Below are 21,786 nucleotides of genomic sequence, written 5' to 3' on the forward strand. Positions count from 1 at the left end.
ATGGTGGGGGTGAGGTGACTGGGAACAGTTGTTCGATAGACGGTCGGGACTCACGAGTGCGGGAGGTGCGTGTGCCGGGTTTCACGCATCTGCACACCGTCTCCGGGTTCTCCCTGCGCTACGGCGCCTCCCACCCGGAGCGGCTGGCCGAGCGCGCCTTTGAGCGGGGCATGGACGCCCTCGCCCTCACCGACCGCGACACCCTCGCCGGGTCCGTCCGCTTCGCCAAGGCCTGCGCCAAGGCCGGCGTCCGCCCGCTGTTCGGCGCGAACCTTGCGGTGGCGCCCCCGGACGCCGCCGCCCCCGCCCCCGGCGACAGCTCCGTACGGCGGGACCGCCTGCGCACCCCGGTGCGCGGCGGGGCCTTCATCGACGAGTCGGCGCCGCGCGTGACCTTCCTCGCCTGGGACGGCGCCCGCGGCTGGGCCGACCTGTGCCGGCTGGTCTCCGCCGCCCACACCGCCGACGGTCCGCCCCGGCTGGCCTGGGAGGACAACCACGCCGGCGGGCTGACCGTCCTGCTCGGCCCCGACTCCGACGTCGGCCGGGCCCTCGCCGCGGGACGCCCCGACCGCGCCGCCCGGCTGCTCGCCCCCTGGCGCGAGGTGTACGGCGACGCGCTGCGCCTGGAGGCCGTCTGGCACGGCCGCACCGGCACCGGCCCCGGCTCGCTGCGGCTGGCCGCCCGCACCCTGGGCTTCGCCGCCGAGCAGCGGGTACGGCCCGTGCTCAGCAACGCCGTCCGGTACGCCGACCCCGGCCTCGGCCCGGTCGCCGACGTGCTGGACGCGGCCCGCCGGCTGGTCCCGGTCGACCCGGCCAAAGGGCTGGACTCCGGCGAGGCCTGGCTGAAGGACCAGGGCGCCATGCTGGAGGCGGCCGAGCGGATCGTGGAGGCTGCCGGCTTCCGCCGCGACACCGCCCTGCGGCTGCTCGACCAGACCCAGGCCACGGCGGCCGAGTGCCTGGTCGACCCCGAGGACGACCTCGGCATGGGCAGCGTCCACTTCCCCGAGGCGCATCTGGTCGGCGCCGGCCGCCGCACCGCCCAGCGGGCGCTGGCCTCCCGCGCGGCGGCGGGCATGGTGCTGCGCGGCTACGACCGCCGCCGGGAGTACTGGGAGCGGATGCACCACGAGCTGGACATCATCGCCCACCACGGCTTCGCCTCCTACTTCCTCACCGTCGCCCAGGTGGTCGACGACGTACGGGACATGGGCATCCGGGTCGCCGCGCGGGGCTCCGGCGCCGGCTCCCTGGTCAACCACCTGCTGGGCATCGCGCACGCCGACCCGGTCGAGCACGGCCTGCTGATGGAACGCTTCCTGTCCAAGGAGCGGGTGGTGCTGCCGGACATCGACATCGACGTGGAGTCCGCCCGCCGGCTCGAGGTCTACCGCGCGATCATCGGCCGGTTCGGCGCCGAGCGGGTCGCCACGGTCGCCATGCCGGAGACCTACCGGGTGCGCCACGCCGTCCGGGACGTCGGCGCCGCGCTGTCCATGGACCCGGCCGAGATCGACCGGGTCGCCAAGTCCTTCCCGCACATCCGCGCCCGCGACGCCCGCGCGGCGCTCGAGGAACTGCCCGAACTGCGGCAGCTGGCGGGGGAGAAGGAGAAGTACGGCAGGCTGTGGGAGCTGGTCGAGGCCCTCGACGCGCTGCCGCGCGGTGTCGCCATGCACCCCTGCGGGGTGCTGCTGTCCGACGCCTCCCTGCTCTCCCGCACACCGGTCATGCCGACCAGCGGCGAGGGCTTCCCGATGGCGCAGTTCGACAAGGACGACGTGGAGGACCTGGGGCTGCTCAAGCTGGACGTGCTGGGCGTGCGGATGCAGTCCGCGATGGCGCACGCGGTCGGCGAGGTGGAGCGGGCGACGGGGGAGCGGATCGACCTGGACGCGGTGCCGGACGGTGATCCGGCGACGTACGGGCTGATCCGGTCGACCGAGACGCTCGGCTGCTTCCAGATCGAGTCCCCGGGCCAGCGGGACCTGGTGGGGCGGCTCCAGCCGTCGACCTTCCACGACCTGGTCGTGGACATCTCGCTGTTCCGGCCGGGACCGGTCGCCGCCGACATGGTGCGGCCGTTCATCGAGGCCCGGCACGGGCGGGCGCCGGTGCGCCACCCGCACCCGGACCTGGAGGAGGCGCTGAAGGGGACGTACGGCGTCGTGGTCTTCCACGAGCAGGTCATCGACATCGTCGCGGTGATGACCGGCTGCGGACGCGGCGAGGCGGACCGGGTGCGGCGCGGGCTGTCCGACCCGGAGTCGCAGGGGCGGATCAAGGTGTGGTTCGCCCAGCACGCGGCGGCCCGTGGCTATGACGCGGAAACGATTCAGCGGACCTGGGAGATCGTCGAGGCCTTCGGCTCCTACGGCTTCTGCAAGGCGCACGCGGTCGCCTTCGCCGTGCCGACGTACCAGTCGGCATGGCTGAAAGCGCACCATCCGGCCGCCTTCTACGCCGGACTGCTCACCCATGACCCCGGGATGTACCCGAAACGGCTGCTGCTGGCGGACGCGCGGCGGCGGGGGGTGCCGGTGCTGCCGTTGGACGTGAACAAGTCGGGGGTCGCACACAGGATCGAACTGGTGTCTGAATCAGCGAAGGTGAAGGGCGGCTCGAAGCCCGGGAAGCCGGTCTGGGGCCTGCGCCTGGCGCTGTCCGACGTGCACGGCATCAGCGAGGCCGAGGCGGAGCGGATCGCCGAGGGCCAGCCGTACGCCTCGCTGCTCGACTTCTGGGAGCGGGCCCGGCCCAGCCGCCCGCTCGCCGGGCGGCTCGCCCAGGTCGGCGCGCTCGACGCGTTCGGCGCCAACCGCCGTGACCTGCAGCTGCACCTGACGGAGCTGCACCGCGGCGCCCGCGGCGGGCGCGGCGACCAGCTCCCGCTGTCCGGGGGCCGGCGGACCGCCCCGGCCGGGCTGCCCGACCTCACCGAACCGGAGAAGCTCAGCGCCGAGCTGGGCGTGCTCTCCATGGACGCCTCCCGCCATCTGATGGACGACCACAGCACCTTCCTCAAGGAGCTGGGCGTGGTCTCCGCGCGGCGGCTGCGCGAGGTGCGGCACGGGGAGACGGTGCTGGTCGCGGGCGCCAAGGCGGCCACCCAGACCCCGCCGATCCGCTCCGGGCGGCGGGTCATCTTCTCCACCCTGGACGACGGCACGGGCCTGGTCGACCTCGCCTTCTTCGACGACTCGCACGACACCTGCGCCCACACCGTCTTCCACTCCTGGCTGCTGCTGGTGCGCGGGGTGGTGCAGCGGCGCGGCCCGCGCAGTTTCAGCGTGGTCGGCTCCGCCGCCTGGAACCTCGCCGACCTGCTGGAGGTCCGCCGGGAGGAGGGACTGGAGGGAGTCGCCGCGCGGCTCGCCGCCCCGGCCGGCAACGGCTCCGGGGCCGCCGACGACGGCGACGCGCCGGCCCGCAGGCGGCTGGCCGGTTCGGACGGGCTGCCCGCGCCGGCCGGTTCGGCCGCCCGGGATCCGATGGAGGAGCGGACGATCCGCATGCCCACGGGGTACGAGATGCACCCCTGGGCCGATCTGCGCCCCGCGGGCGAAGGGCCCGCGGTGGGAAGGAAGTTGTGGCACCAGAGTCCGGGGAGTGCGGGATGACCATTCTCTGCGTACGTTTCCAGCTGCCGCCGGTGGACGAGGCGGCCCTGCCGGGGCTGCTCGGCCTGCTGGAGGAGTTCACCCCCGTGGTACAGGCCCTGCCGCCGGACGGGGCGCTGGCCGATCTGCGCGGCGCCGAACGGTACTTCGGGCGCACCGCGCTGGAACTGGCCTCGGTGATCCGGGTGCGCGCCCTCGCCCTGCACGGCGTCGACTGCGTGATCGGCGCGGGTCCCGGACCGATGACGGCCCGCATGGCGCTGCGGGAGGCCCGGCCGGGGCGGACCCGCGCGGTGGCCGAGGACGAGGTGCGGGAGTTCCTCGCCGGACAGCCCGTCGTCGCGCTGCCCGGCGTCGGCGCCAAGACCGCCCGCACCCTGTGCGAGTACGGCCTGGACACCCTCGGCCGGGTCGCCGCCGCGCCGCTGTCCACGCTCCAGCGGCTGGTGGGCGCCCGCGCCGGACGCGAACTGCACGAGAAGGCGGGCGGCGTCGACCGGGGCCGGGTCGTTCCCAACGCCGTTTCCCGGTCACTGGCCGCCGAACGCCCCTTCACCCGCGACGAGCTGGACCCCGGCCGGCACCGGCGCGCCCTGCTCTCGGCCGCCGAGGAGCTGGGCGCCCGGCTGCGCGCCCTGGACAAGGTCTGCCGCGGCCTCACCCTCACCGTCCGCTACGCCGACCGGTCGGCCACCACCCGCACCCGCACGCTCCCCGAGCCGACCGCGCACTCGCCCGCGCTCACCAGGGCGGCGTACGGCCTGTACGAGGCGCTCGGTCTGCAACGCGCCCGGGTGCGCGCGGTGGTGCTGCGCGCGGAGGGCCTCGACCCCGCCGAACAGGCCGCCCACCAGCTCACCTTCGACCCGGTGGACGAGAAGGTGCGCCGCATCGAGGAGGTCGCGGACCGCGTACGGGCCAAGTTCGGCCCGCACGTGCTGATGCCGGGGACGCTGGCGGCCTGAGGGGAGCGGTGATGTGTCCGTTCGGTGACGCGATATCAGGCTGCGACGGGTGAATGTGGGGGAGTCGCGGGATTTTTTACCGACCCGTAACTTCCCGGCTTTCCCTACTCGCCCGTAACTTGATGAGTGAACAGCATCCCGTGATCCGGATCACAGGGCGTAGGACCCCACCCTCCCCCTTGAGCCGCAAGGAGATCACACGATGCTGCCCTGGAAGCGGGTGATCAGACCGCTGGCCGCGTTCCTGCTGGCCGCGGTCGCCGTCACCGCCCCCGCCGCGTCGGGCGCGCAGGCCGCCGCCGCACCCAGCTCCGGCTGGAACGACTTCACCTGCAAGCCCTCCGCCGCCCACCCCCGCCCCGTCGTCCTGGTCCACGGCACCTTCGGCAACTCCGTCGACAACTGGCTGGGCCTCGCGCCCTACTTGAAGAACCGCGGCTACTGCGTCTTCTCCCTGGACTACGGCCGGCTCCCCGGTGTCCCGCTCTTCCACGGCCTCGGCCCCGTCGAGAAGTCCGCCGAGCAGCTCGACGCCTACGTCGACCGGGTGCGCGCCGCGACCGGCGCCGCGGAGGTCGACATCGTCGGCCACTCCCAGGGCGGCATGATGCCCCGCTACTACCTCAAGTTCCTCGGCGGCGCCGCCGAGGTGAACGCCCTGATCGGCATCGCCCCCAGCAACCACGGCACCACCCTCAGCGGTCTCACCGCGCTGCTGCCGTACTTCCCCGGCGCCGAGGACCTGCTGAGCGAGGCCACCCCCGCCCTCGCCGACCAGATCGCCGGCTCCGCCTTCCTCGCCAAGCTCAACGCGGGCGGCGACACCGTCCCCGGCGTCCGCTACACCGTCATCGCCACCAAGTACGACCAGGTCGTCACCCCGTACCGCAGCGCCTTCCTGACCGGGCCGAACGTCCGCAACGTGGTCCTCCAGGACCTCTGCGCGGTCGACCTGTCCGAGCACCTGGCCATCGGGCTGTTCGACCGGATCGCCTTCCACGAGGTGGCGAACGCCCTCGACCCGGACCGCGCGCGACGCACCACCTGTGCCTCCGTCTTCAGCTGACACGTGCCACCGCACGCTGGAAGCGGCGGGTCCCTGTCCGGCCTGAGCCGCCGGACAGGGACCCGCCGCCGGTTCAGCGCCCGTGGCGTCCGGTCGCCGTGCGCCGCCGCGCGGAGGCGAACAGCGCGGCCGAGCCGAGCGCCAGCGCCGCGGCGCCGCCGACCATCAGGTACGGCGTGCTGTCGTCGCCGCCGGTCTCCGCCAGGTTCCGGCCGCCGCCCGCCGCCTTCAGCTGGTTGCCGGCGCCGGCCTCCGCCGCGACCGGGTCGGCCGTGGTGGCGGGATCGTCGTCACCGTGCCCGTGGTTCTCGACCGTCGACTTCTCGGTACCGGCCTCGATCTGCTCCTGGGACGGGGCGGAGGCGGAGGGCGCAGGGGCGGGCGCCTCCTTCGGGGTGTCGTCGCCCGCGGCGTCCTCACCCTTGTCCGCCTCGCCGCCGTCGTCCGCCGTCCCGCCGCCGGCCGCGCCCCCGAAGGTGACGTCCGAGCAGGAGTAGAACGCCTCCGGGCTGTCCGACCGCTGCCAGACCGCGTACAGCAGCTGCTGTCCGGAGCGCTCCGGCAGGGTGCCGGAGAAGGTGTAGAAGCCGTCGGCCGCGGCCGGGTCGGTGGAGGTCGCCACCGGGTTGGCCAGGTCCAGGTCGTCCCAGGCCAGCGGCTGGGCCGGGTCGTAGCCGGGCTTGGTGATGTACACCGTGAAGGTGCCCTTGTGCGGGGCCGTCACCCGGTACTTGAAGGTGTGGTCGCCACTGGACACGCTCGTCGCCGGCCAGTCGGCGCGCGCCAGGTCGAGGCCCTTGAACGCCTCGTTGCCGGCGCTGCACAGCTTGCCGTCCGGGATCAGCTCCTGGTGGCGTCCGCCCGCGTCACCGATGCGGACGCCGTTCCAGTCGTACAGCGCCTGGGTGCCGCCGGCCGCGACGGCCGCCTTGCACGCCTCCGACTTCGGACTCTCCGGTCCCTCGCCGAAACACTGGAAGACCCGGCTGACCGGGTCGCCCATCGAACCGTGGGCGGCGGCCGGCGCCGCGGACAGTCCGGTGAGGGCGAGCGGGCCGAGAGCTATGGCGGCGACAGCGGCCTTGCGGCGTGCGGACATGGGGCAGCAACTCCTCGACGAACAGCGGATCTCAGGGGGGGGAGACCCCGGGGGGATCCCGTGGGGGTGGCTCAGAAACTAGCCCCCGGAAACCCGGAAATCGCCCGGTGAGGGCGGTGCGGGGAGATCCTTATGGTCGCTTTAAGGGAGCGTTCGGACTGGGATCAGGTAGGGAGCGTGCGCGCATGACGAAGGCGCGGATCAGGCCGGCCGTAGCCGCCGACGTACCGGCCGTGGAGGCGGTGGTCGACGCGGCCTTCCGGCCCTACGTCGCCCGCATCGGCGTGGTGCCGGTGCCCATGGAGGCGGACCACGCGGCGAACGTGGCCGCGGGCCGGGTGTTCGTCGCGGAACTCCCGGACGACGGCGGGACCGGGTCCGTACGGGTCGCCGGCCTCGTCGTGCTGGAGCCCCGCGCGGACCACCTGTACCTGGACACCGTCGCCGTCCTCCCCGACGCGCAGGGCGCCGGGCTGGGACGGCTGCTGCTGGAGTTCGCGGAGGCCCGGGCCCGGGCGCTCGGGCTGCCCGAGATCCGGCTGTTCACGAACGCCATGATGTGGGAGAACCAGAAGATCTACCCGCGGCTCGGCTACGAGACCGTGGAACGCCGGGTGACCGGCCCGTACGACCGGATCCACTACCGCAAGCGGCTGGGCTGAACCCCGCGCGGGGCGTTCAGCCGTCGGGCCACCAGGTGCGGGCGACGTCCTTGCGGACCTCGGGGCGCTCCGCGGGACGCTCGTCTGCCTCCTCGCGGACCCGGCGGGTGTCCGTCCTCGTCGAGGGCTTCTGCACGGTGACGCGGCGCATGGCTGCCTCCTCGAAGGCCCACCGGGTCACCCGTTCCCACGGCGGCGAACCTTTCGGGGGAGAGTTCCTCATCCGTCCCGTCGTGTCTGTGGCCCCGGTCACGAATCGACTGTCAGTGGCAGGTGTCACCCTGAGCCCATGACCACACATCACGGTGACGGGGCGGACACCAGCGGTGTCGACTGGGACGAGCGGGCGGCCGCCTTCGACGAGGAGCCGGACCACGGCCTGCGCGTCCCCCGCGTGCGCGCCGCCTGGGCCGCGCGGCTGAAGGACTGGCTGCCCGGCCGGCCCTGCGACGTCCTCGACCTCGGCTGCGGCACCGGAAGTCTCTCCCTCCTCGCCGCCGAGCAGGGCCACCGGGTCACCGGCGTGGACCGCTCCCCGGCCATGGTGGAGCTGGCCCGGCAGAAGCTCGCCGGGCGGCACGCGGTGTTCCTCACCGGCGACGCGGCCCGCCCGCCGGTCGACGGCGAGCGGTACGACGCCGTCCTCGTCCGGCACGTGCTGTGGACGCTGCCCGAGCCGGACCGGGTGCTGCGGCGCTGGCGCGACCTGCTGCGGCCGGGCGGCCGGCTGGTGCTGGTCGAGGGCGTGTGGGGGACGGTGAGCCCGGTCGGCATACCCGCGGACCGGCTCACCGCCCTCCTCGCCCCGCTCACCGCGCGGGTGCGCGTGGAGCGGCTGTCGGGGGACCCGGCGCTGTGGGGACGGGAGGTCGACGACGAGCGGTACGCGGTGGTGGCCCTGCGGGACTGACCCCGGGGGGTCCGGGTGGTCGTGGCTCAGTCGAGCAGGGTGGCGAGGCCCTCCCCGCGGGCCAGGGCGTCCAGTTCGTCGAGGGCGGCCACCGCGGCCGCCGCCGCGCCCGGGTCCCGGGCGGACAGGCCGCTTGCCGCGAACTCGTCCTCGTCCAGCCGCCGTACGTCCGTGCCGTCGGCGGAGACCCACAGGTCCAGGTCGAGGTCCTCCACGACCAGGCGGCCCCCGGCCAGCTCGGCCGGGCGGGTGATGTCGCAGTAGTGGCCCTTGAGCGCGCCCCCGAAGGCGCGCACCTCCTTCACGGAGTACCAGCGGTCCCGCCAGTAGTGCTCCGTGAAGACGTCCCCGGGCTCGAACCGCACGAAGCCGAAGTCGCGCACGCCCTCGCCCGCCCACGGGGCGCGCACGCTCACCCGGGTGCCGTCGTCGGCGAGCAGCTCCGCCGGGTAGCTGATCTTGGTGCGGCCCGCCTTGACCAGGACCACCTCGACCGTCGCCGGTCCGTCAGCCGAGTTCGCGGACATGGCGCACCTCCGTCCCGCACAGCTCGTAGCCGAACCACTTGTTGATGGCGAGCATCGGCTCGTTCCCCGTGTCGTTGCCCGTGAAAGCCTCCGTGTACCCGGCCGCGCGGGCCCGGTGCAGCGAGTCGTTCTTCGCGAGCTTCGCCAGACCCCGGCCGCGGTGGGCGCGGGCCGTGCCGGTCATGCCCGTCGCGTACCGGGCGGAGCCGTCCGTGCGGGCCGCGGTGAACGCGGCGGGCCGGCCGTCGACCACGGCCACCGTGGTCAGCTCCGCGTCGAACAGAGGGTGCTGCCAGGTCTCCCTGAGCCACGCCTCGTAGTCGGTGAACTCCGCGTCCACGTCGCTCGGCTCGTCCGCCGTGGTCTCCGCGTCCAGCTCGAACAGCGGGCGCGGGTCGTCGGCGTACCAGGAACCCGGACGCAGCTCCACACCCGGCGGCGGGTCCTGCAGCGGGGGCAGTTCGCGGTGCGCCAGGTCCAGGCGGAGGAAGTGCGCGGAGCGGCTCGCCCGGTAGCCGTGCAGCTCGGCGAAGGCGCGGTTGCCGGGCTCGTCCAGCACCCAGGCAAGCAGCCGGGTCGCCCCGTGCGCGGTCAGATGCTCCTCGGCGGCGCGCACCAGCAGAGTGCCCGCGCCCCGGCGCGTGTGCCGGGGGTGCACGTAGACGTTGACGTTGCCCTGGCCGGGCACGGTGCTGTCGTGCACCAGGTGCACCTGGGCCGTGCCGACCACCTCGCCGTCGTCGTCCACCGCCACCAGCGGGCGGTAGTGGGCGTCGGGGTGCATCCGGGTGAGGTCGTGGATCAGGGACTGAGGGGTGACCAGGATGAACGGCAGCGCTGCCTGCCGTACGCGGGCGAAGCCCTCCAGGTCGGCCTGGGCGTCGGGGCGCAGATCGCGGACGGTCACTGTCATGTGAGGGCACGCTACGAGGTGGCGCGGCGGGGTGCCTCCCATTTTCCGGGGCCGGGAATGCGGCCTCCGGGGCGGGGGTGCGCGAGAATCGCGGCGTGACTGTACGGATCCACATCCAGGACGGAACACCGCCTTACGAGCAGGTGCGGGCGCAGATCGCCGAGCAGGCGCGGTCGGGGGAACTGCCGGTGGGGTACCGGCTGCCGACCGTGCGGGGGCTGGCCGAGACGCTCGGCCTCGCGGCGAACACGGTCGCCAAGGCGTACCGGGCGCTGGAGGCGGACGGCGTGATCGAGACGCGGGGGCGTAACGGAACGGTGATCGCTGCCGCGGGGCCGGCGGCGGAGAGGGAGGTCGCTGCCGCCGCGCAGGGATTCGCCGAGCGGGCCCGGCGGTTGGGGGTGGGGGAGGAGGCGGCGATGGCCGCGGTGCGGGATGCCCTGCGGGCGGTTTTTCGGGCCTAGGCGCCACGTGGGTTGGGGTTCAGTGTCCCCTGCGGGTGGGTGGGGGCTGATCGGGCGGTTCCCCGCGCCCCTGGGGGTGTTGGGTCCACAGCTTCTCGAGTGTGCGGGCGTTGTGGACCGACGCTGCGTTGGGGTCGTTGTTGAAGTAGGCGTAGACGTCTGCTTCTCGGGGCCATGTCGTGGTGATGCGGTGCAGCCAGGTGTGGAGGGACTGGCGGCCGTAGTTCGGCCAGGGGCGGGCTCGGCCCTGGTGAAAGCGGACGTAGCCCCAGTCCGTGGTGCGCCACAGCGGGGTGACCGGGCGGGAGAGGACGTCCGCCCAGCAGAGTGCCGCGCCCCGTGACTCCAGGACCGCGCGTACGTCCGGTGCCCACCAGGACGGGTGGCGGGGCTCGACGGCCACCCGGGTGGACTCCGGGAAGCGGCGCAGGCAGGCGTCCAGGAGGCCGGGGTCGGCCCGGAGGGTCGGCGGGAGCTGGAGGAGGACCGGGCCCAGGCGGTCGCCGAGGGCGGTGGCGCGGCTCATCAGGCGCTCCACCGGCTCCTCGGGGTCCCGCAGCCGCTTGACGTGCGTCAGATAGCGGCTCGCCTTGACCGCGACGACGAAGCCCGGCGGGGTGCGCTCCCGCCAGGACGCGAAGGTCTCCCGGGAGGGGAGCCGGTAGAACGCGTTGTTGACCTCGACGGTGGGGAAGGCGGCCGCGTACTCCTCCAGCCACAGCCGCACCGGCAGACCGGCCGGGTACAGCACGCCGCGCCAGTCCTTGTACTGCCATCCCGAGGTCCCGACCAGCAGCGGCATGCGGCCCTCCCGGCCCCTACAGGTACAGGCCCGCGTCCGCGTCGCCGCGCGGCTCCGGCAGGGAGGCCGGGGAGGTGCCCCGGCGCAGGGCGTACAGCTCGGCCAGGGTCGCGCCCTCACGTCCGACGCCCTCCTCACGGCCCAGCCAGTTCACCGCCTCGGTGCGGGTCAGCGGCCCCACCTCGATCCGGGCCAGGCAGCGGCCCGGACGCACCACGGCGGGGTGCAGCCGCTCCAGGTCCTCGTTGGTGGTGACGCCCACCAGGACGTTGCGCCCCTGGCCGAGCAGCCCGTCGGTGAGGTTCAGCAGGCGGGACAGCGCCTGGCCCGCCGTGTGCTTGGCCTCGCCCCGGATCAGTTCGTCGCAGTCCTCCAGGAGGAGCAGCCGCCAGCGGTTCCTGCCGGACGCGTCCTCCTCGCCGATCGCGATGTCCATCAGATAGCCGACGTCGGAGAAGAGCCGCTCGGGGTCCAGGACGCAGTCGACCTGGCACCAGTCGCGCCAGGACCGGGCGAGCGTGCGCAGCGCGGACGTCTTGCCGGTGCCCGGCGGGCCGTGCAGCAGGAGCAACCGCCCCGAGATGTCCTCGGGGGTGGTCTTCATCAGGCGGTCCATCGCGTCCGCCACCGGGGCGGTGTAGTTGGGCCGGATCTCCTCCCAGGTGCCGGCCGTGATCTGCCGGGTGGTGCGGTGCGGGCCGCGCCGCGGGGAGACGTACCAGAACCCCATGGTGACGTTCTCCGGCTGCGGTTCCGGCTCGTCGGCCGCGCCGTCGGTGGCCTCCTCCAGGACCCGCTTCGCCAGGTCGGCGCTGGTCGCGGTCACCGTGACGTCGGCGCCCCGGCTCCAGCGGGAGATCAGCAGCGTCCAGCCGTCCCCCTCGGCCAGGGTGGCACTGCGGTCGTCGTCCTTGGCGAGCCGCAGCACCCGCGCCTGAGCGGGCAGGAGCGTCGCGGCGGCCCTGACGCGTTCGATGTTGACGGCGTGCGAGTAGGGCTGCTCGCCCGTCGCGAAGCGGCCGAGGAACAGCGCGTCGACGACGTCGGACGGGGAGTCGTTGTCGTCGACGTTGAGCCGGATCGGCAGGGCGTCGTGCGGGTGCGCGGACATGCCGCCATGATCGGTCACGTGAGCCCCGCGTGCACCCGATTTGCCGGGTGCGCCCGCGCGCGTCGCGTCGCCCCCGTGTACGGATCCTCCATGTGAGGTGACGGAAAGTCATACCGTCCCGGTGTTTGTCCGGTACTCGACGGTAATACTTTTGACATGAACACTTCCGCTCAACACGCGTAGTTGGTACGACGGTTGAGGCAGAGATCCTGCTAAAGGGAGGTTCCATGAGACGTTCCCGACTTGCCCTCTTCCTCACCGCTCTCGTCCTCGCCGTCACCGCCGCCCTCACCGGGGCGACCGCGGCGCACGCGTCCTCACAGGCGGTCCCCGGCCCGTACGTGGCCCTGGGCGACTCCTACTCCTCGGGCGTCGGCGCCGGCAGCTACATCTCCTCCAGCGGCGACTGCAAGCGCAGCACGAAGGCCTACCCGTACCTCTGGGCGGCCGCGAACTCCCCCTCGTCCTTCTCCTTCACGGCCTGCTCGGGCGCCCGAACGGGTGATGTCCTCTCCGGGCAGCTCGGTCCGCTCTCCGCGAGCACCGCCCTCGTCTCCCTCAGCATCGGCGGCAACGACGCCGGGTTCGCCGACGTCATGACGACCTGTGTGCTCCAGTCCGACAGCTCCTGCCTCTCCCGCATCGCCACCGCCCGGGCCTTCGTCGACTCGACGCTGCCCGGCAGGCTCGACGGCGTCTACACGGCGATCCGGGACCGGGCGCCCAACGCCCGGGTCGTGGTGCTCGGCTACCCCCGCTTCTACCGGCTCGGCACCAGCTGCATCGGCCTCTCCGAGACCAAGCGGAAGGCCATCAACGACGCCTCCGACCACCTCAACGGCGCCATCGCCGCACGCGCCCGCGCGTACGGCTTCACGTTCGGCGACGTCCGCACCCCGTTCAGCGGCCACGAGATCTGCTCCGGGGACTCCTGGCTGCACAGCGTGGACTGGCTGAACATCGGCAACTCGTACCACCCGAAGGCCGCCGGGCAGTCGGGCGGCTACCTCCCGGTGTTCGACTCGGCGGCCTGACCCCCGTGGTTCAGTAGCCGTCCCCGTCCGCACCGGACGCCGAGGCGGAGGCCCCGTCCGACGGGGTCTCCGTCGCGCACACCACCGAGAACGGCACGGTCCCGGACGTCGCGCGCACCGGCTCCCGTACCTCCACACCGATCCGGCCGTGGAGCTCCCCGCTCTCCGGGTACGTCGTCACCACCACCGTGTCCTGCCTGGTCCGGCCGCCGTCCGCGGGGAACGACAAGGTGCGCCAGCTCCGGTCCGCCGCCGAGCCGTCCTCGGTCGCCCAGCGGTAGCGCACCTCGGCCGGCAGCCGGTTCACCGTGAACGCCGCCGTGAACGAGGGGGCCCCGTCGTGCGGGGGCGGGCAGGCGCCGGAGTACTCCGTGCGCGTGCCGGTCACCGTGACCGACACCGTGAGGGCCGGGGTTTCCTCCTCGTGCCCGCCGTCGCCGCCCTCGTCCTCGGTCGCGTCGTCCGTCATCGAGGAGGAAGGCGACGGATCGTCCTCCGTCCCCGCCGTTCCTCCGGCGCCCTTGTCGCCTGTCGCCGCCGGGGAACTCGCCCCGCCGTTCCCGGCCTCGGGCTCACCGTCGTCCCGGTCCAGCAGCGCGTACGTCAGTCCGGCCAGCGCGAGCGCCAGCAACACGAGCCCCGTGATCAGCAGTGCGGCGCCTGACCGGCCACGCGGGGGCGAGGCGGGCGCCGTGGCGGCCGTGGGCGCTCCGCCGGACGGCTGGCGGGAGGTCACGAGCGGCTGATACGGGTCGGTCGGGGGCGGCACGGGCAGCGCGGCCGCCGTGGGCGCGTACGAGGACGCCGTACGCGCCGGGCCGGCGCCCGGCGCGCCCCCGGCGGCGACCACGCGCAGGTCCTCCGAAGCCCGGTCCGCCGGGAGGCGTTCGGCCGGATCCTTGCGCAGCAGCCCCTCGACGACCGGCGTGAGCGGGCCCGCCCGGCGGGGCGGCGGCAGCTCCTCGTCCACGATCGCCCGCAGCGTGGACAGCGGGGTGTCCTGCCGGAACGGGGAGTGGCCCTCGACCGCCGCGTACAGCAGCACGCCCAGTGACCACAGGTCCGACTCCGGACCCGGAGTACGGCCCAACGCCCGCTCCGGCGCCAGGAACTCGGGCGAGCCGACGACCTCCCCGGTCATCGTCAGGGCCGAGCTGCCCTCGACCATGGCGATCCCGAAGTCGGTGAGCACCACCCGGCCGTCGTTCGCGATCAGCACGTTGGCGGGCTTCACGTCCCGGTGCAGCACCCCGGCCGCGTGGGCGGAGCGCAGCGCGGACAGCACCTCGGCGCCGACGCGTGCCGCCCGCTGCGGGGTCATCGGACCCTCCGCGTCCAGCACCTCCGCCAGCGACAAGCCGCGCACCAGCTCCATCACGATCCACGGACGTCCGTCCTCCGTGGCCACGTCGTACACCGTCACCACGTTGCGGTCGGCGATGCGGGCCGCCGCCCACGCCTCCCGCTCGAGGCGCGCGTACATCCGCCCCACGTCGGACGCCGGCAGCCCCGCCGGGGCGCGGACCTCCTTCACCGCGACCTCGCGGTGCAGCACCTCGTCCCGGGCCCGCCACACGGTGCCCATGCCGCCCTCGCCCAGCGGCGACAGCAGCCGGTAGCGTCCCGCGATCACCCGCTCACTGCCCGGTTCTTCGGACACGGCGCCCCCATTCGCGTCCGGGCGAATTCGCCCTTTCCTCATGAAAGTAGCTCAGCCGAGCGCCGATGCGGCCCCCCTGAACACCAATCCGGCCCCCAGGACCAGCACCACGCACGCCGAACCCAGGGGCGCGCTCCGGCGCACCAGCGCCGCCCACGGCGCGCTCGTCCATCGCGGGCGCCGGGCCAGCAGCCGGGACACGCTCCCGCCCGCCCGCACCACCGCGTACCCGGCGGCGGTCAGGGTGAGCGCCAGCCCCACGCCGTAGGCGACGACGAGCAGCAGCCCGAACCAGGCGTGGCCCAGCGCGGCGGCGCCGACCAGCACCACGACGGCGGACGGACTGGGCACCAGGCCGCCCGCGAACCCGAGCAGGATCGTGCCGCGCAGTGTGGGCGCGGCGGGGTGGGTGTGCGTACGGCCGCCGTGGGTGTGGGTGAGGGAGGTGGGGGAGTGGCCGTGGTCGTGCGGGTGGGCGTGCTCGTGTCCCTGGCCGGGGGTGTGCTCGTGCGGGTGCTCGTGTCCGTGGCCGGGGGCGTGCTCGTGCGCGTGGGGGTGCGGATGCGTGTGGTGGCCGCGCTGGCGCAGGGCGCGGCGTACGAGCTGGGCCCCGGCCAGGGTGACCAGCACGCCGCTGGCGATCCCCAGCCAGGCGACGACGGAGGGCGCGGCGGCGGAACCGGCCGTGACCAGCAGACCCAGGGCGACCACGCCGAGGGTGTGGGTGACCGTGACGGAGGCGGCCATCGGCAGCACGTCCCGCATCCGCGCCCGGCCGCCGCGCGCCGCCGCGGTCGCGGCCATCAGGGTCTTGCCGTGGCCCGGCGCGAGCGCGTGCATCGCGCCGAGGACCACCGCGAGCAGCAGGGCGAGCGCGGCGAACCCGACGGTCAGGTCACGCCGGGCGACGAGGTCGTCCAGGGCCCGCGTCCAGCGGTCGGCGCCCCGGGGCAGGATCGCGGAGGCGGGCGCGTCCGCCCCGTCCGCGCCGCCCGCCGCCAGCGCCGGGCCGCCGGGGCGGATCCGCAGGGACGCGGTCCGGGTGTCGGGCGGGGAGGCGAGCCGGTCCTCCGGGTAGCGGGTCAGCCGGGCGGAGAGGGACGCCTCGGGCACGTCCGAGGCGGCGAGCGTCGCACGGTCCCCCTGCGCGGTGATCTCCCGCCAGCCGGGGCCCGAATCACCGCCCGCCGCGCGGAACTCGACGGCGACCGTTCGGCCTCGGGGGAGGGGCGCGGTCAGGCGGCACTCCACGCGCAGGGTGTCAAGACCCGCCTGGCCGGGGCGCACCCGGACGCGAGCGGCGCGCACGGTGAGCGGCGCCGGACGCCCGTCGGCCACGACCGCGCCGTCGCGGGCGGCCGTCGCGCACCGTTGCCGGGCCCAGGCGTCACGGCCCAGGCCGGCGAGGTCCGGCGCGGCCTGGGTGGCGGGGATCTCGGCGAGGTCCTCGACGTGGTGCACGCGCAGTTCGCCGGGCGCGGCCACCAGGCCGTCGTACCGGTTCACGGTGAAGTTGCCGAGCGGGTGCGCGCTCGCCTCCGTGGCCGGGACCAGGGCGAGGGCGGTGGCGGCGGAGAGGAGCACGGCGCCGGCCGCGGCGGGTCGGAGGACGCTCACCGCGCCGCCCCCAGGTCCTTCAGGGCGGCCCGTGCCGCGCGGGCGCCGAGCGGGGAGAAGCCCGGGTTCAGCTCCAGGGCGGCGGTGAGGGAGGCGCGGGCGGCCCGGTCGTGCCCGGCGGCCTTCTCGATCATGCCCCGGTGGTAGAGGAAGGCGGCGTCGCGGTAGCCGGTGGCCGTGGCCCGGCGGGCGAACGGCAAGGCCTCCGCGGAGCGTCCCGCCCGGTGCAGCGCCCAGGCGAGGGCGTCCGCGGTGTGCACCGTCCGCCGGCGGTCCCACTCGGTGCGGGCCGCGCGGAGCGCCTCGGCGGTGTCCCCGTGGTCGGCCGCGGCGAGCGCGGTGTCGAGGTCCGCGTCCACGCCGCCGGCCCGGGCCAGCGCGGTCCAGGCGTCGACGAGGGCGTACTGTTCACGCGCCTTCGCGCGGTCCCCCCGGTCCTCGTACAGCTCGCCGAGAGCGACCAGCGGGCCGGGCAGCGGGGAGCGGGCGACGACCAGCTCCAGCGTCGTGATCGCGCCGGCGCGGTCGCCCTCCGCGGCCTGGGCGCGCGCCCGGCCCTCCAGGGCGGGCAGGTGGGCGTCGTCCGCGGCGAGCGCGCGGGCGTAGTGGCGCAGGGCGGTGCCGTAACGGCCCTGGCCGCGTTCCAGGTTGCCCAGCGCGGTCGCCACGTACGCCACGTCGGCGGGTCCTGCCGCGGTGTCGAGGGCCTGGTGCAGCACCCGGCGGGCGGTGCGCACGTCGCCCCGCAGTTCTCGCACGTACGCGTACCGGGTGAACACGGGGACGCCCGGACGCCTGCGGTCCGCGACGGTGGCCGCCTTCGCGGCCTCCTCGTACCGGCCGAGCTCCACCAGGGCGTCGATCCGGGAGCAGAGGGCGCGTTCGCTGTACGGGTTCCGCTCCAGGGCGCTCTCGGCGTGGTCCAGGGCCGCGGCGAAGTCGTGGCGCGCCGCGGCGAGGGCGGCTTGCCCGGCGAGCGCCTGGTCGTTGCCGGGCCGCAGGGCGAGGGACCGCGCGAGGGCGCGTTCGGCACGGGCGTAACGGGAGGGGTCCCCGTCGGTCCGCGCCCGCTCGACCTGCGCGAGCCCGAGCGTCGCCCAGGCCCCGAAGTCCCGCGGCTGCTCCCGCACATGGGCCCGCAACGACCGGATCGCCGTGTCCAGGTCCCCCCGGACCACCACATCCGCGCTCACCGCACGGGACACCCCGGGCACGGCCCGCGCCGCGTCCCGCCCGTCACCCCCCACGGCCACGGACCCGGCGGTCATCGCCACGGCCAGCAGCACGGCGCACGCCGCGGCATGCGGTCCCCGGCCCCGGCGCACGGCAGCGGCGAACCGCCTCAGCGCGTCTACGCGTTCGGCGGTGGACGCCGTCCGCGGGGCCGCCGAGGCCGCCGGCACCTCCGAGGCGGCCGGCGCTCCGGCGGGCGGGGCCGCCTCCTGGCCGCTCCCGCGGGTGCTGTCGTTCGTACGCGGGGACATGAGGGCTCCTTCGTCGAGAGGGGGCGCGGCCCTGCCGTGGGGGACGGGAGGGGAGGGCCGCGCCGGCCGGTGGGGCGGCCGGGGGCGCCGGCCGCCGGGTGGGTCAGTAGGCGCGGCGGCGCATGCGGCGCCACCACATGAGCGCCACGCCGATCAGGAGCAGTCCGCCCGCTCCCGCGCCCGCGGACGCGGCGATGAGGGTGGTGTCGTCCGCGCCGCCCGCCCCGGCCGGCCGCAGCGCGTCACCGAGCTGGCTGCGGACGTCGTTGCCGCTGTCGACGCCCTTGGCGAGCGGGCCGCGCGAGCCCTCCGTGGGGTTCGCCAGGTACGGGAAGGAGGCGCCGAACTTCTTGTCGTTCTCGTCGACCGCGTCACCCAGGTCGTTCTTCGCCCCGACCAGCTCGCCCTCGACGACCTGGAGCGCGGCGTCCACCACGTCGTCCGTCAGCCGGCGCCCGTTGGGGAATCCGGCGGTGTCGCCGTCCAGGACGCCCAGCCGTTTCGGCTTCGCGGCCGGGGCGATCGAGGTGTTGAGGCGCAGCATCTCCGAGGGGCGCACGTGCGGCGGCTGGTTGAGGCCCTCGACGCCCTTGAGGAACACGTCGACCAGGTCGTCGCGCGGCCCCTTCGGCGCCGGGATCTTGTAGATCGCCTCGATCAGTTTCGGCAGCTCCGGCTCGGTCACGTTCTTCAGGAACCGGGCGTCGTCCCACGGCGCGGACGCGTTGAACGCGTCCTTGTCGCCGACCGGGTTCACGACCTCGTTCACCAGCGGGCTGCCCAGCCGCGACACCTGCACGAAGTGTCCCTCGGCGTTCTTGCGCTGGGTGGTGGACCAGATGCCCACGACCGGCTGCTCCGCGGACTCCGTGATGAGGTGCGTCGGCACCTGGAGCGCCACGGAGTTGACGTTGTAGCCCTTGAGCGTGTCGTTGCCGACCTCCGAGAGGTTCCCGCCGTACAGCAGGTCGAAGACCCGCAGGTCCAGGAAGAACGGGTCGTCGGCCTGGCCGGCGAACGTGGTGGCGCCGCCCGCCAGTTCGTGCACCGCCTGCTTGCGCAGGGTGTCGTAGTCCGGCATGGACGCCTTGCCCACGTTCGACGGCGCCACCGGCACGTCGTCCGCGATCTTCGTGCGGGACACCGCGTGCTGGTCCTTCAGCTTCAGCATCTCGATGTTGTAGGTCTGCGTGACGTTGAGGTCCGGGTCGTCCAGGCCGGTGACCGGGCCGGTGTTGTAGAGGAACGTCTTCTCGTTCTTGACGTGGGTCCTGAAGGTGTAGCGGAACAGCAGCTCACCCTGCGCGTCACCGTTGTTGTCGATGTGGATGTCGTACTGCGCGTCCTCGGCGAACGTGAAGAAGTTCGGCCCGCCGGCGGGCTCCTCGAACGGGATCCAGTTCGCGATGATCGTCGTCGTGTCCGGCTTGTCGGGGCTGACGAACGCGTACAGGTCCGTGTTGTCGAACTGCGGGGTGCCCGAGATCAGCGGGGCCTCCCGGTGGGAGGAGGCCGAGGCCGCCTCGGGTTCCAGCGCGGACGCGCCCGCGGCCGCGAGTCCCCCGGCGGCCAGCGCACCGCAGATCAGGGTCGCGAGGCTCCTGCGCCCCGAACCGGTCCTGGAGTCAGTTGTCATGCCGTCCGTCCTCAGTGCCGACTTGCCTTGACGCACTGGGATTCGGAGCCTCGGCCGAACCGGATTGGCCGAAGCGCGAACGAATTTTTCCGCGCCGCTCGCGCCCCCGCGCCCGACGCCGCTCGCGCCCCCGCGCCCGACGCCGCTCGCGCCCCCGCGCCCGACGCCGCGCACGGCTTCGCGCTCGCCGCTCCCCGACGGCTCGTTCCCGCTCGGCATTTCTCCGCGCGGACCCGCGTTTTCGGCCCGGTGATCCGTACTTCCCATCCGGAGGCACGCTCGCTGCGAATACCTTGTGCGACCGGACGGTCCGGCAGGGCCGGGAGAGGGGGACGAGCGTTGGAGGCGGACCAGTTGCTGATCCGCGTGGCCGGAGGCGACCAGAAGGCCTTCGAGGACCTGTACGGACTGGTCTCCGGGCCGGTCTACGGACTGGTGCGGCGCGTGGTGCGCGACCCGGCCCAGTCCGAGGAGGTCGCCCAGGAGGTGCTGCTCGAACTCTGGCGCTCCGCCGCCCGGTTCGACCCCGGCCGGGGCAGCGCCCTGTCCTGGGTGCTCACCCTCGCCCACCGCAGGGCCGTCGACCGGGTGCGCAGCGTCCGGGCCGCCGGCGAGCGCGAGCAGCGGGAGGCGCGGCGCGGCCACGGACCCGCCTTCGACCAGGTCGCCGAGGAGGTCGAGGCCGGCCTCGAACGCGAATGGGTGCGCCGCTGCCTGGACCGCCTCACCGCGCTCCAGCGCCAGTCGGTCACCCTCGCCTACTACGACGGCTACACCTACCGCGAGGTGGCCGAGCGGCTCAGACTTCCGCTGGGCACCGTCAAGACCCGTATGCGGGACGGGCTCACCCGCCTGCGCGACTGTCTGGGAGGCGCGGCATGAGCGCGTTCCGCCGGCTGTTCTCCCGCGAGGACCCGCACTCGCTGGCCGCCCCCTACGCCCTCGACGCCCTGGAACCCGCCGAGCGGATCCGCTTCGAGAAGCACCTGACGTCCTGCGACCGGTGCGCCGCCGAGGTGCGCGACCTCGCCGAGGACGCCGTCCGGCTGGCCTGGTCCACCGCCGCGCCCGCCCCGCCCGCCCTGCGCGACCGGGTCCTCGCAGCAGTGCGCACCACCGCCCAGGAACCCGCCCCGCAGGAAGGAGTGCGCGCCCGCGAAGGCCGGCTGCCCCCCCATGTCTGGGGGACCGCGCCCCCGCCGCGCGCCCGGGAGCGCCGCCGGGCGGTGCTGCTCGTGCCGTTCGCGACGGCCACCGCCGCCGCGGCGCTCGTCGTCGCCTCGCTGTTCGCCGTCCAGGCCGACCGCACGCAGGACGAACTCGCCGCCGAGCGCGACCGGGCACGTGAGATCGCCCACGTTCTGGCCGCGCCGGACGCCCGTGCGAGCAGCGGCCGGGACGCCCGCGGCCGCACGATCGGAGTGATCGCCTCCGTATCGGCCCGCGGGGCGGTCGTCACTCTGGGCGGATACGACGACCCTCCGGAGGGCCGGGTGCGTCAGCTCTGGCTCATGGACCGGGAGGGCCGGCCCCGCTCCCTCGGGCTCTTCGAGGGCGACACGCCCCTGGTGGCGTCCGGTCTCGACCCGGCGTCGACGTCACTGGCGGTAACCGTCGAACCGGACGGCGGCTCTCCGCAACCCACCGGCCAGCCCGTCGCGCAACTCGCCCTGAAAACGGTCGGATTCGGAGAGTAATCGTCGAGTGTTCGTCAACACCCTTACGGGGAAGGTGAATCCTGTGACCTCGATACACGGGTGCCCGTACGGGGCGATAGGGTTACCCTGCCCGGGCCGGGTGGAGTCGTACGGGTGGGGAGTGACATGGAACAGATAACAGTGCGCAGCAGGGCCAGGGTCCCTGCGATCACCTGCGGCAGCAGCGCGAGCAGTTCGCGCCTCGACCGCCACCTCTCGGTCCTCGCGGGGCCGGCCGTCCCGCAGCGGGAGACGGCCGAGGCGACGTCGCTCATGCGTGAGCTGACCGCGCGTGACGGCGCGCACCACGGCACCAGGGGCGCACGGGCCCGCGCGAGCCGCGTCTCGCTCTTCGCCCCGCTGCGCCGACTGCGCCGCTCCCTGTTCGGCAGCCGGTAGCGTCCGCGCCGGACGGTCCCACCCGTCCCGGCGCGGCGCCCGCCCGCCCGTCGAACCCAACGGCACACGGCCCTGCCCCGCCGGCCCGCGACACCGGCCCTCACCCTGCCGACG

Annotated in this window: 20 protein-coding genes; 10 read left to right on the forward strand and 10 right to left on the reverse strand. The window is 74.4% G+C overall.

Going from position 1 to position 21,786, the window contains the following annotated elements; all coding sequences use genetic code 11:
• Positions 1-71 precede the first annotated feature (71 nt).
• The 3 genes from ELQ39_RS25585 (at position 72) to ELQ39_RS25595 (ending at position 5,657) form a co-directional block, all read left to right on the forward strand.
• Positions 72-3,626 (forward strand): DNA polymerase III subunit alpha, encoded by a 3,555-nt coding sequence (locus ELQ39_RS25585; RefSeq protein WP_242594167.1) that lies wholly within the window; start codon positions 72-74, stop codon positions 3,624-3,626.
• Positions 3,623-4,591, forward strand: a complete 969-nt coding sequence (locus ELQ39_RS25590; protein ID WP_225641792.1) for a DNA polymerase Y family protein — start codon at positions 3,623-3,625, stop codon at positions 4,589-4,591. Before ELQ39_RS25585 ends, ELQ39_RS25590 begins: the two co-directional genes overlap by 4 nt.
• Positions 4,592-4,793: 202 nt before the next feature.
• Positions 4,794-5,657, forward strand: coding sequence for an esterase/lipase family protein (locus ELQ39_RS25595; RefSeq protein WP_242594168.1), 864 nt, complete (start codon positions 4,794-4,796; stop codon positions 5,655-5,657).
• A 73-nt stretch (positions 5,658-5,730) separates the two neighbouring features.
• Here the strand turns inward: ELQ39_RS25595 and ELQ39_RS25600 are convergent, their stop codons facing one another.
• Positions 5,731-6,756 carry a lytic polysaccharide monooxygenase auxiliary activity family 9 protein gene (locus ELQ39_RS25600; RefSeq protein ID WP_190004020.1) on the reverse strand — a complete coding sequence of 342 codons (1,026 nt, stop codon included), beginning with the start codon at positions 6,754-6,756 and terminating at the stop codon, positions 5,731-5,733.
• Between the two features lie 185 nt (positions 6,757-6,941).
• Between ELQ39_RS25600 and ELQ39_RS25605 the strand changes: the two genes are divergently transcribed.
• A complete protein-coding gene (locus ELQ39_RS25605; RefSeq protein ID WP_242594170.1) occupies positions 6,942-7,418 on the forward strand; it encodes a GNAT family N-acetyltransferase in 477 nt (158 codons plus the stop codon).
• A gap of 16 nt (positions 7,419-7,434) precedes the next feature.
• On the opposite strand, the gene ELQ39_RS32455 is transcribed toward ELQ39_RS25605, so the two are convergent.
• Positions 7,435-7,569, reverse strand: coding sequence for a hypothetical protein (locus ELQ39_RS32455; protein ID WP_267461994.1), 135 nt, complete (start codon positions 7,567-7,569; stop codon positions 7,435-7,437).
• Between the two features lie 138 nt (positions 7,570-7,707).
• Between ELQ39_RS32455 and ELQ39_RS25610 the strand changes: the two genes are divergently transcribed.
• Positions 7,708-8,328 (forward strand): class I SAM-dependent methyltransferase, encoded by a 621-nt coding sequence (locus ELQ39_RS25610; protein WP_242594172.1) that lies wholly within the window; start codon positions 7,708-7,710, stop codon positions 8,326-8,328.
• A 26-nt stretch (positions 8,329-8,354) separates the two neighbouring features.
• On the opposite strand, the gene ELQ39_RS25615 is transcribed toward ELQ39_RS25610, so the two are convergent.
• The gene (locus tag ELQ39_RS25615) at positions 8,355-8,855 is read right to left on the reverse strand and encodes a DUF402 domain-containing protein (RefSeq protein WP_225628752.1); all 501 of its coding nucleotides are present in this window, start codon (positions 8,853-8,855) and stop codon (positions 8,355-8,357) included.
• Positions 8,836-9,768: a GNAT family N-acetyltransferase gene (locus tag ELQ39_RS25620; RefSeq protein WP_242594174.1), complete on the reverse strand. Its 933-nt coding sequence runs from the start codon at positions 9,766-9,768 to the stop codon at positions 8,836-8,838. Before ELQ39_RS25620 ends, ELQ39_RS25615 begins: the two co-directional genes overlap by 20 nt.
• Before the next feature lie 95 nt (positions 9,769-9,863).
• On the opposite strand from ELQ39_RS25620, the gene ELQ39_RS25625 reads away from it, so the two are divergent.
• Positions 9,864-10,232 (forward strand): GntR family transcriptional regulator, encoded by a 369-nt coding sequence (locus tag ELQ39_RS25625; protein ID WP_190004025.1) that lies wholly within the window; start codon positions 9,864-9,866, stop codon positions 10,230-10,232.
• Between the two features lie 19 nt (positions 10,233-10,251).
• On the opposite strand, the gene ELQ39_RS25630 is transcribed toward ELQ39_RS25625, so the two are convergent.
• Both ELQ39_RS25630 and ELQ39_RS25635 read right to left on the reverse strand, forming a co-directional pair.
• On the reverse strand, positions 10,252-11,034 hold the full coding sequence (locus ELQ39_RS25630) for a DUF72 domain-containing protein (RefSeq protein ID WP_242594176.1): 783 nt from the start codon (positions 11,032-11,034) through the stop codon (positions 10,252-10,254).
• Between the two features lie 16 nt (positions 11,035-11,050).
• Positions 11,051-12,145: a DUF5925 domain-containing protein gene (locus ELQ39_RS25635; RefSeq protein WP_190004027.1), complete on the reverse strand. Its 1,095-nt coding sequence runs from the start codon at positions 12,143-12,145 to the stop codon at positions 11,051-11,053.
• A gap of 227 nt (positions 12,146-12,372) precedes the next feature.
• Between ELQ39_RS25635 and ELQ39_RS25640 the strand changes: the two genes are divergently transcribed.
• Entirely contained in the window at positions 12,373-13,179 is an 807-nt protein-coding gene (locus tag ELQ39_RS25640) for an SGNH/GDSL hydrolase family protein (protein ID WP_242594178.1), read from the forward strand.
• 10 nt (positions 13,180-13,189) lie between these two features.
• Here ELQ39_RS25640 and ELQ39_RS25645 read toward each other — a convergent pair whose 3' ends face one another.
• The 4 genes from ELQ39_RS25645 to ELQ39_RS25660 form a co-directional block, all read right to left on the reverse strand.
• Entirely contained in the window at positions 13,190-14,881 is a 1,692-nt protein-coding gene (locus ELQ39_RS25645; RefSeq protein ID WP_242594181.1) for a serine/threonine-protein kinase, read from the reverse strand.
• A 9-nt stretch (positions 14,882-14,890) separates the two neighbouring features.
• On the reverse strand, positions 14,891-16,456 hold the full coding sequence (locus ELQ39_RS25650; RefSeq protein WP_242594184.1) for a HoxN/HupN/NixA family nickel/cobalt transporter: 1,566 nt from the start codon (positions 16,454-16,456) through the stop codon (positions 14,891-14,893).
• Positions 16,453-17,940 (reverse strand): tetratricopeptide repeat protein, encoded by a 1,488-nt coding sequence (locus ELQ39_RS25655; RefSeq protein ID WP_242594185.1) that lies wholly within the window; start codon positions 17,938-17,940, stop codon positions 16,453-16,455. Before ELQ39_RS25655 ends, ELQ39_RS25650 begins: the two co-directional genes overlap by 4 nt.
• 103 nt (positions 17,941-18,043) lie before the next feature.
• Positions 18,044-19,576, reverse strand: coding sequence for a DUF4331 family protein (locus ELQ39_RS25660; protein ID WP_242594186.1), 1,533 nt, complete (start codon positions 19,574-19,576; stop codon positions 18,044-18,046).
• Between the two features lie 339 nt (positions 19,577-19,915).
• Between ELQ39_RS25660 and ELQ39_RS25665 the strand changes: the two genes are divergently transcribed.
• The 3 genes from ELQ39_RS25665 (at position 19,916) to ELQ39_RS25675 (ending at position 21,672) form a co-directional block, all read left to right on the forward strand.
• Positions 19,916-20,458 carry a sigma-70 family RNA polymerase sigma factor gene (locus ELQ39_RS25665; RefSeq protein WP_048459120.1) on the forward strand — a complete coding sequence of 181 codons (543 nt, stop codon included), beginning with the start codon at positions 19,916-19,918 and terminating at the stop codon, positions 20,456-20,458.
• Positions 20,455-21,273, forward strand: coding sequence for an anti-sigma factor (locus ELQ39_RS25670; RefSeq protein ID WP_225641778.1), 819 nt, complete (start codon positions 20,455-20,457; stop codon positions 21,271-21,273). The genes ELQ39_RS25665 and ELQ39_RS25670 overlap by 4 nt, the downstream gene beginning before the upstream one ends.
• Positions 21,274-21,399: 126 nt before the next feature.
• Positions 21,400-21,672, forward strand: coding sequence for a hypothetical protein (locus ELQ39_RS25675; RefSeq protein WP_190004034.1), 273 nt, complete (start codon positions 21,400-21,402; stop codon positions 21,670-21,672).
• Positions 21,673-21,786 lie beyond the last annotated feature (114 nt).

Source organism: Streptomyces sp. GB4-14 (assembly GCF_022696125.1).
GTDB classification, from domain to species: domain Bacteria; phylum Actinomycetota; class Actinomycetes; order Streptomycetales; family Streptomycetaceae; genus Streptomyces; species Streptomyces werraensis.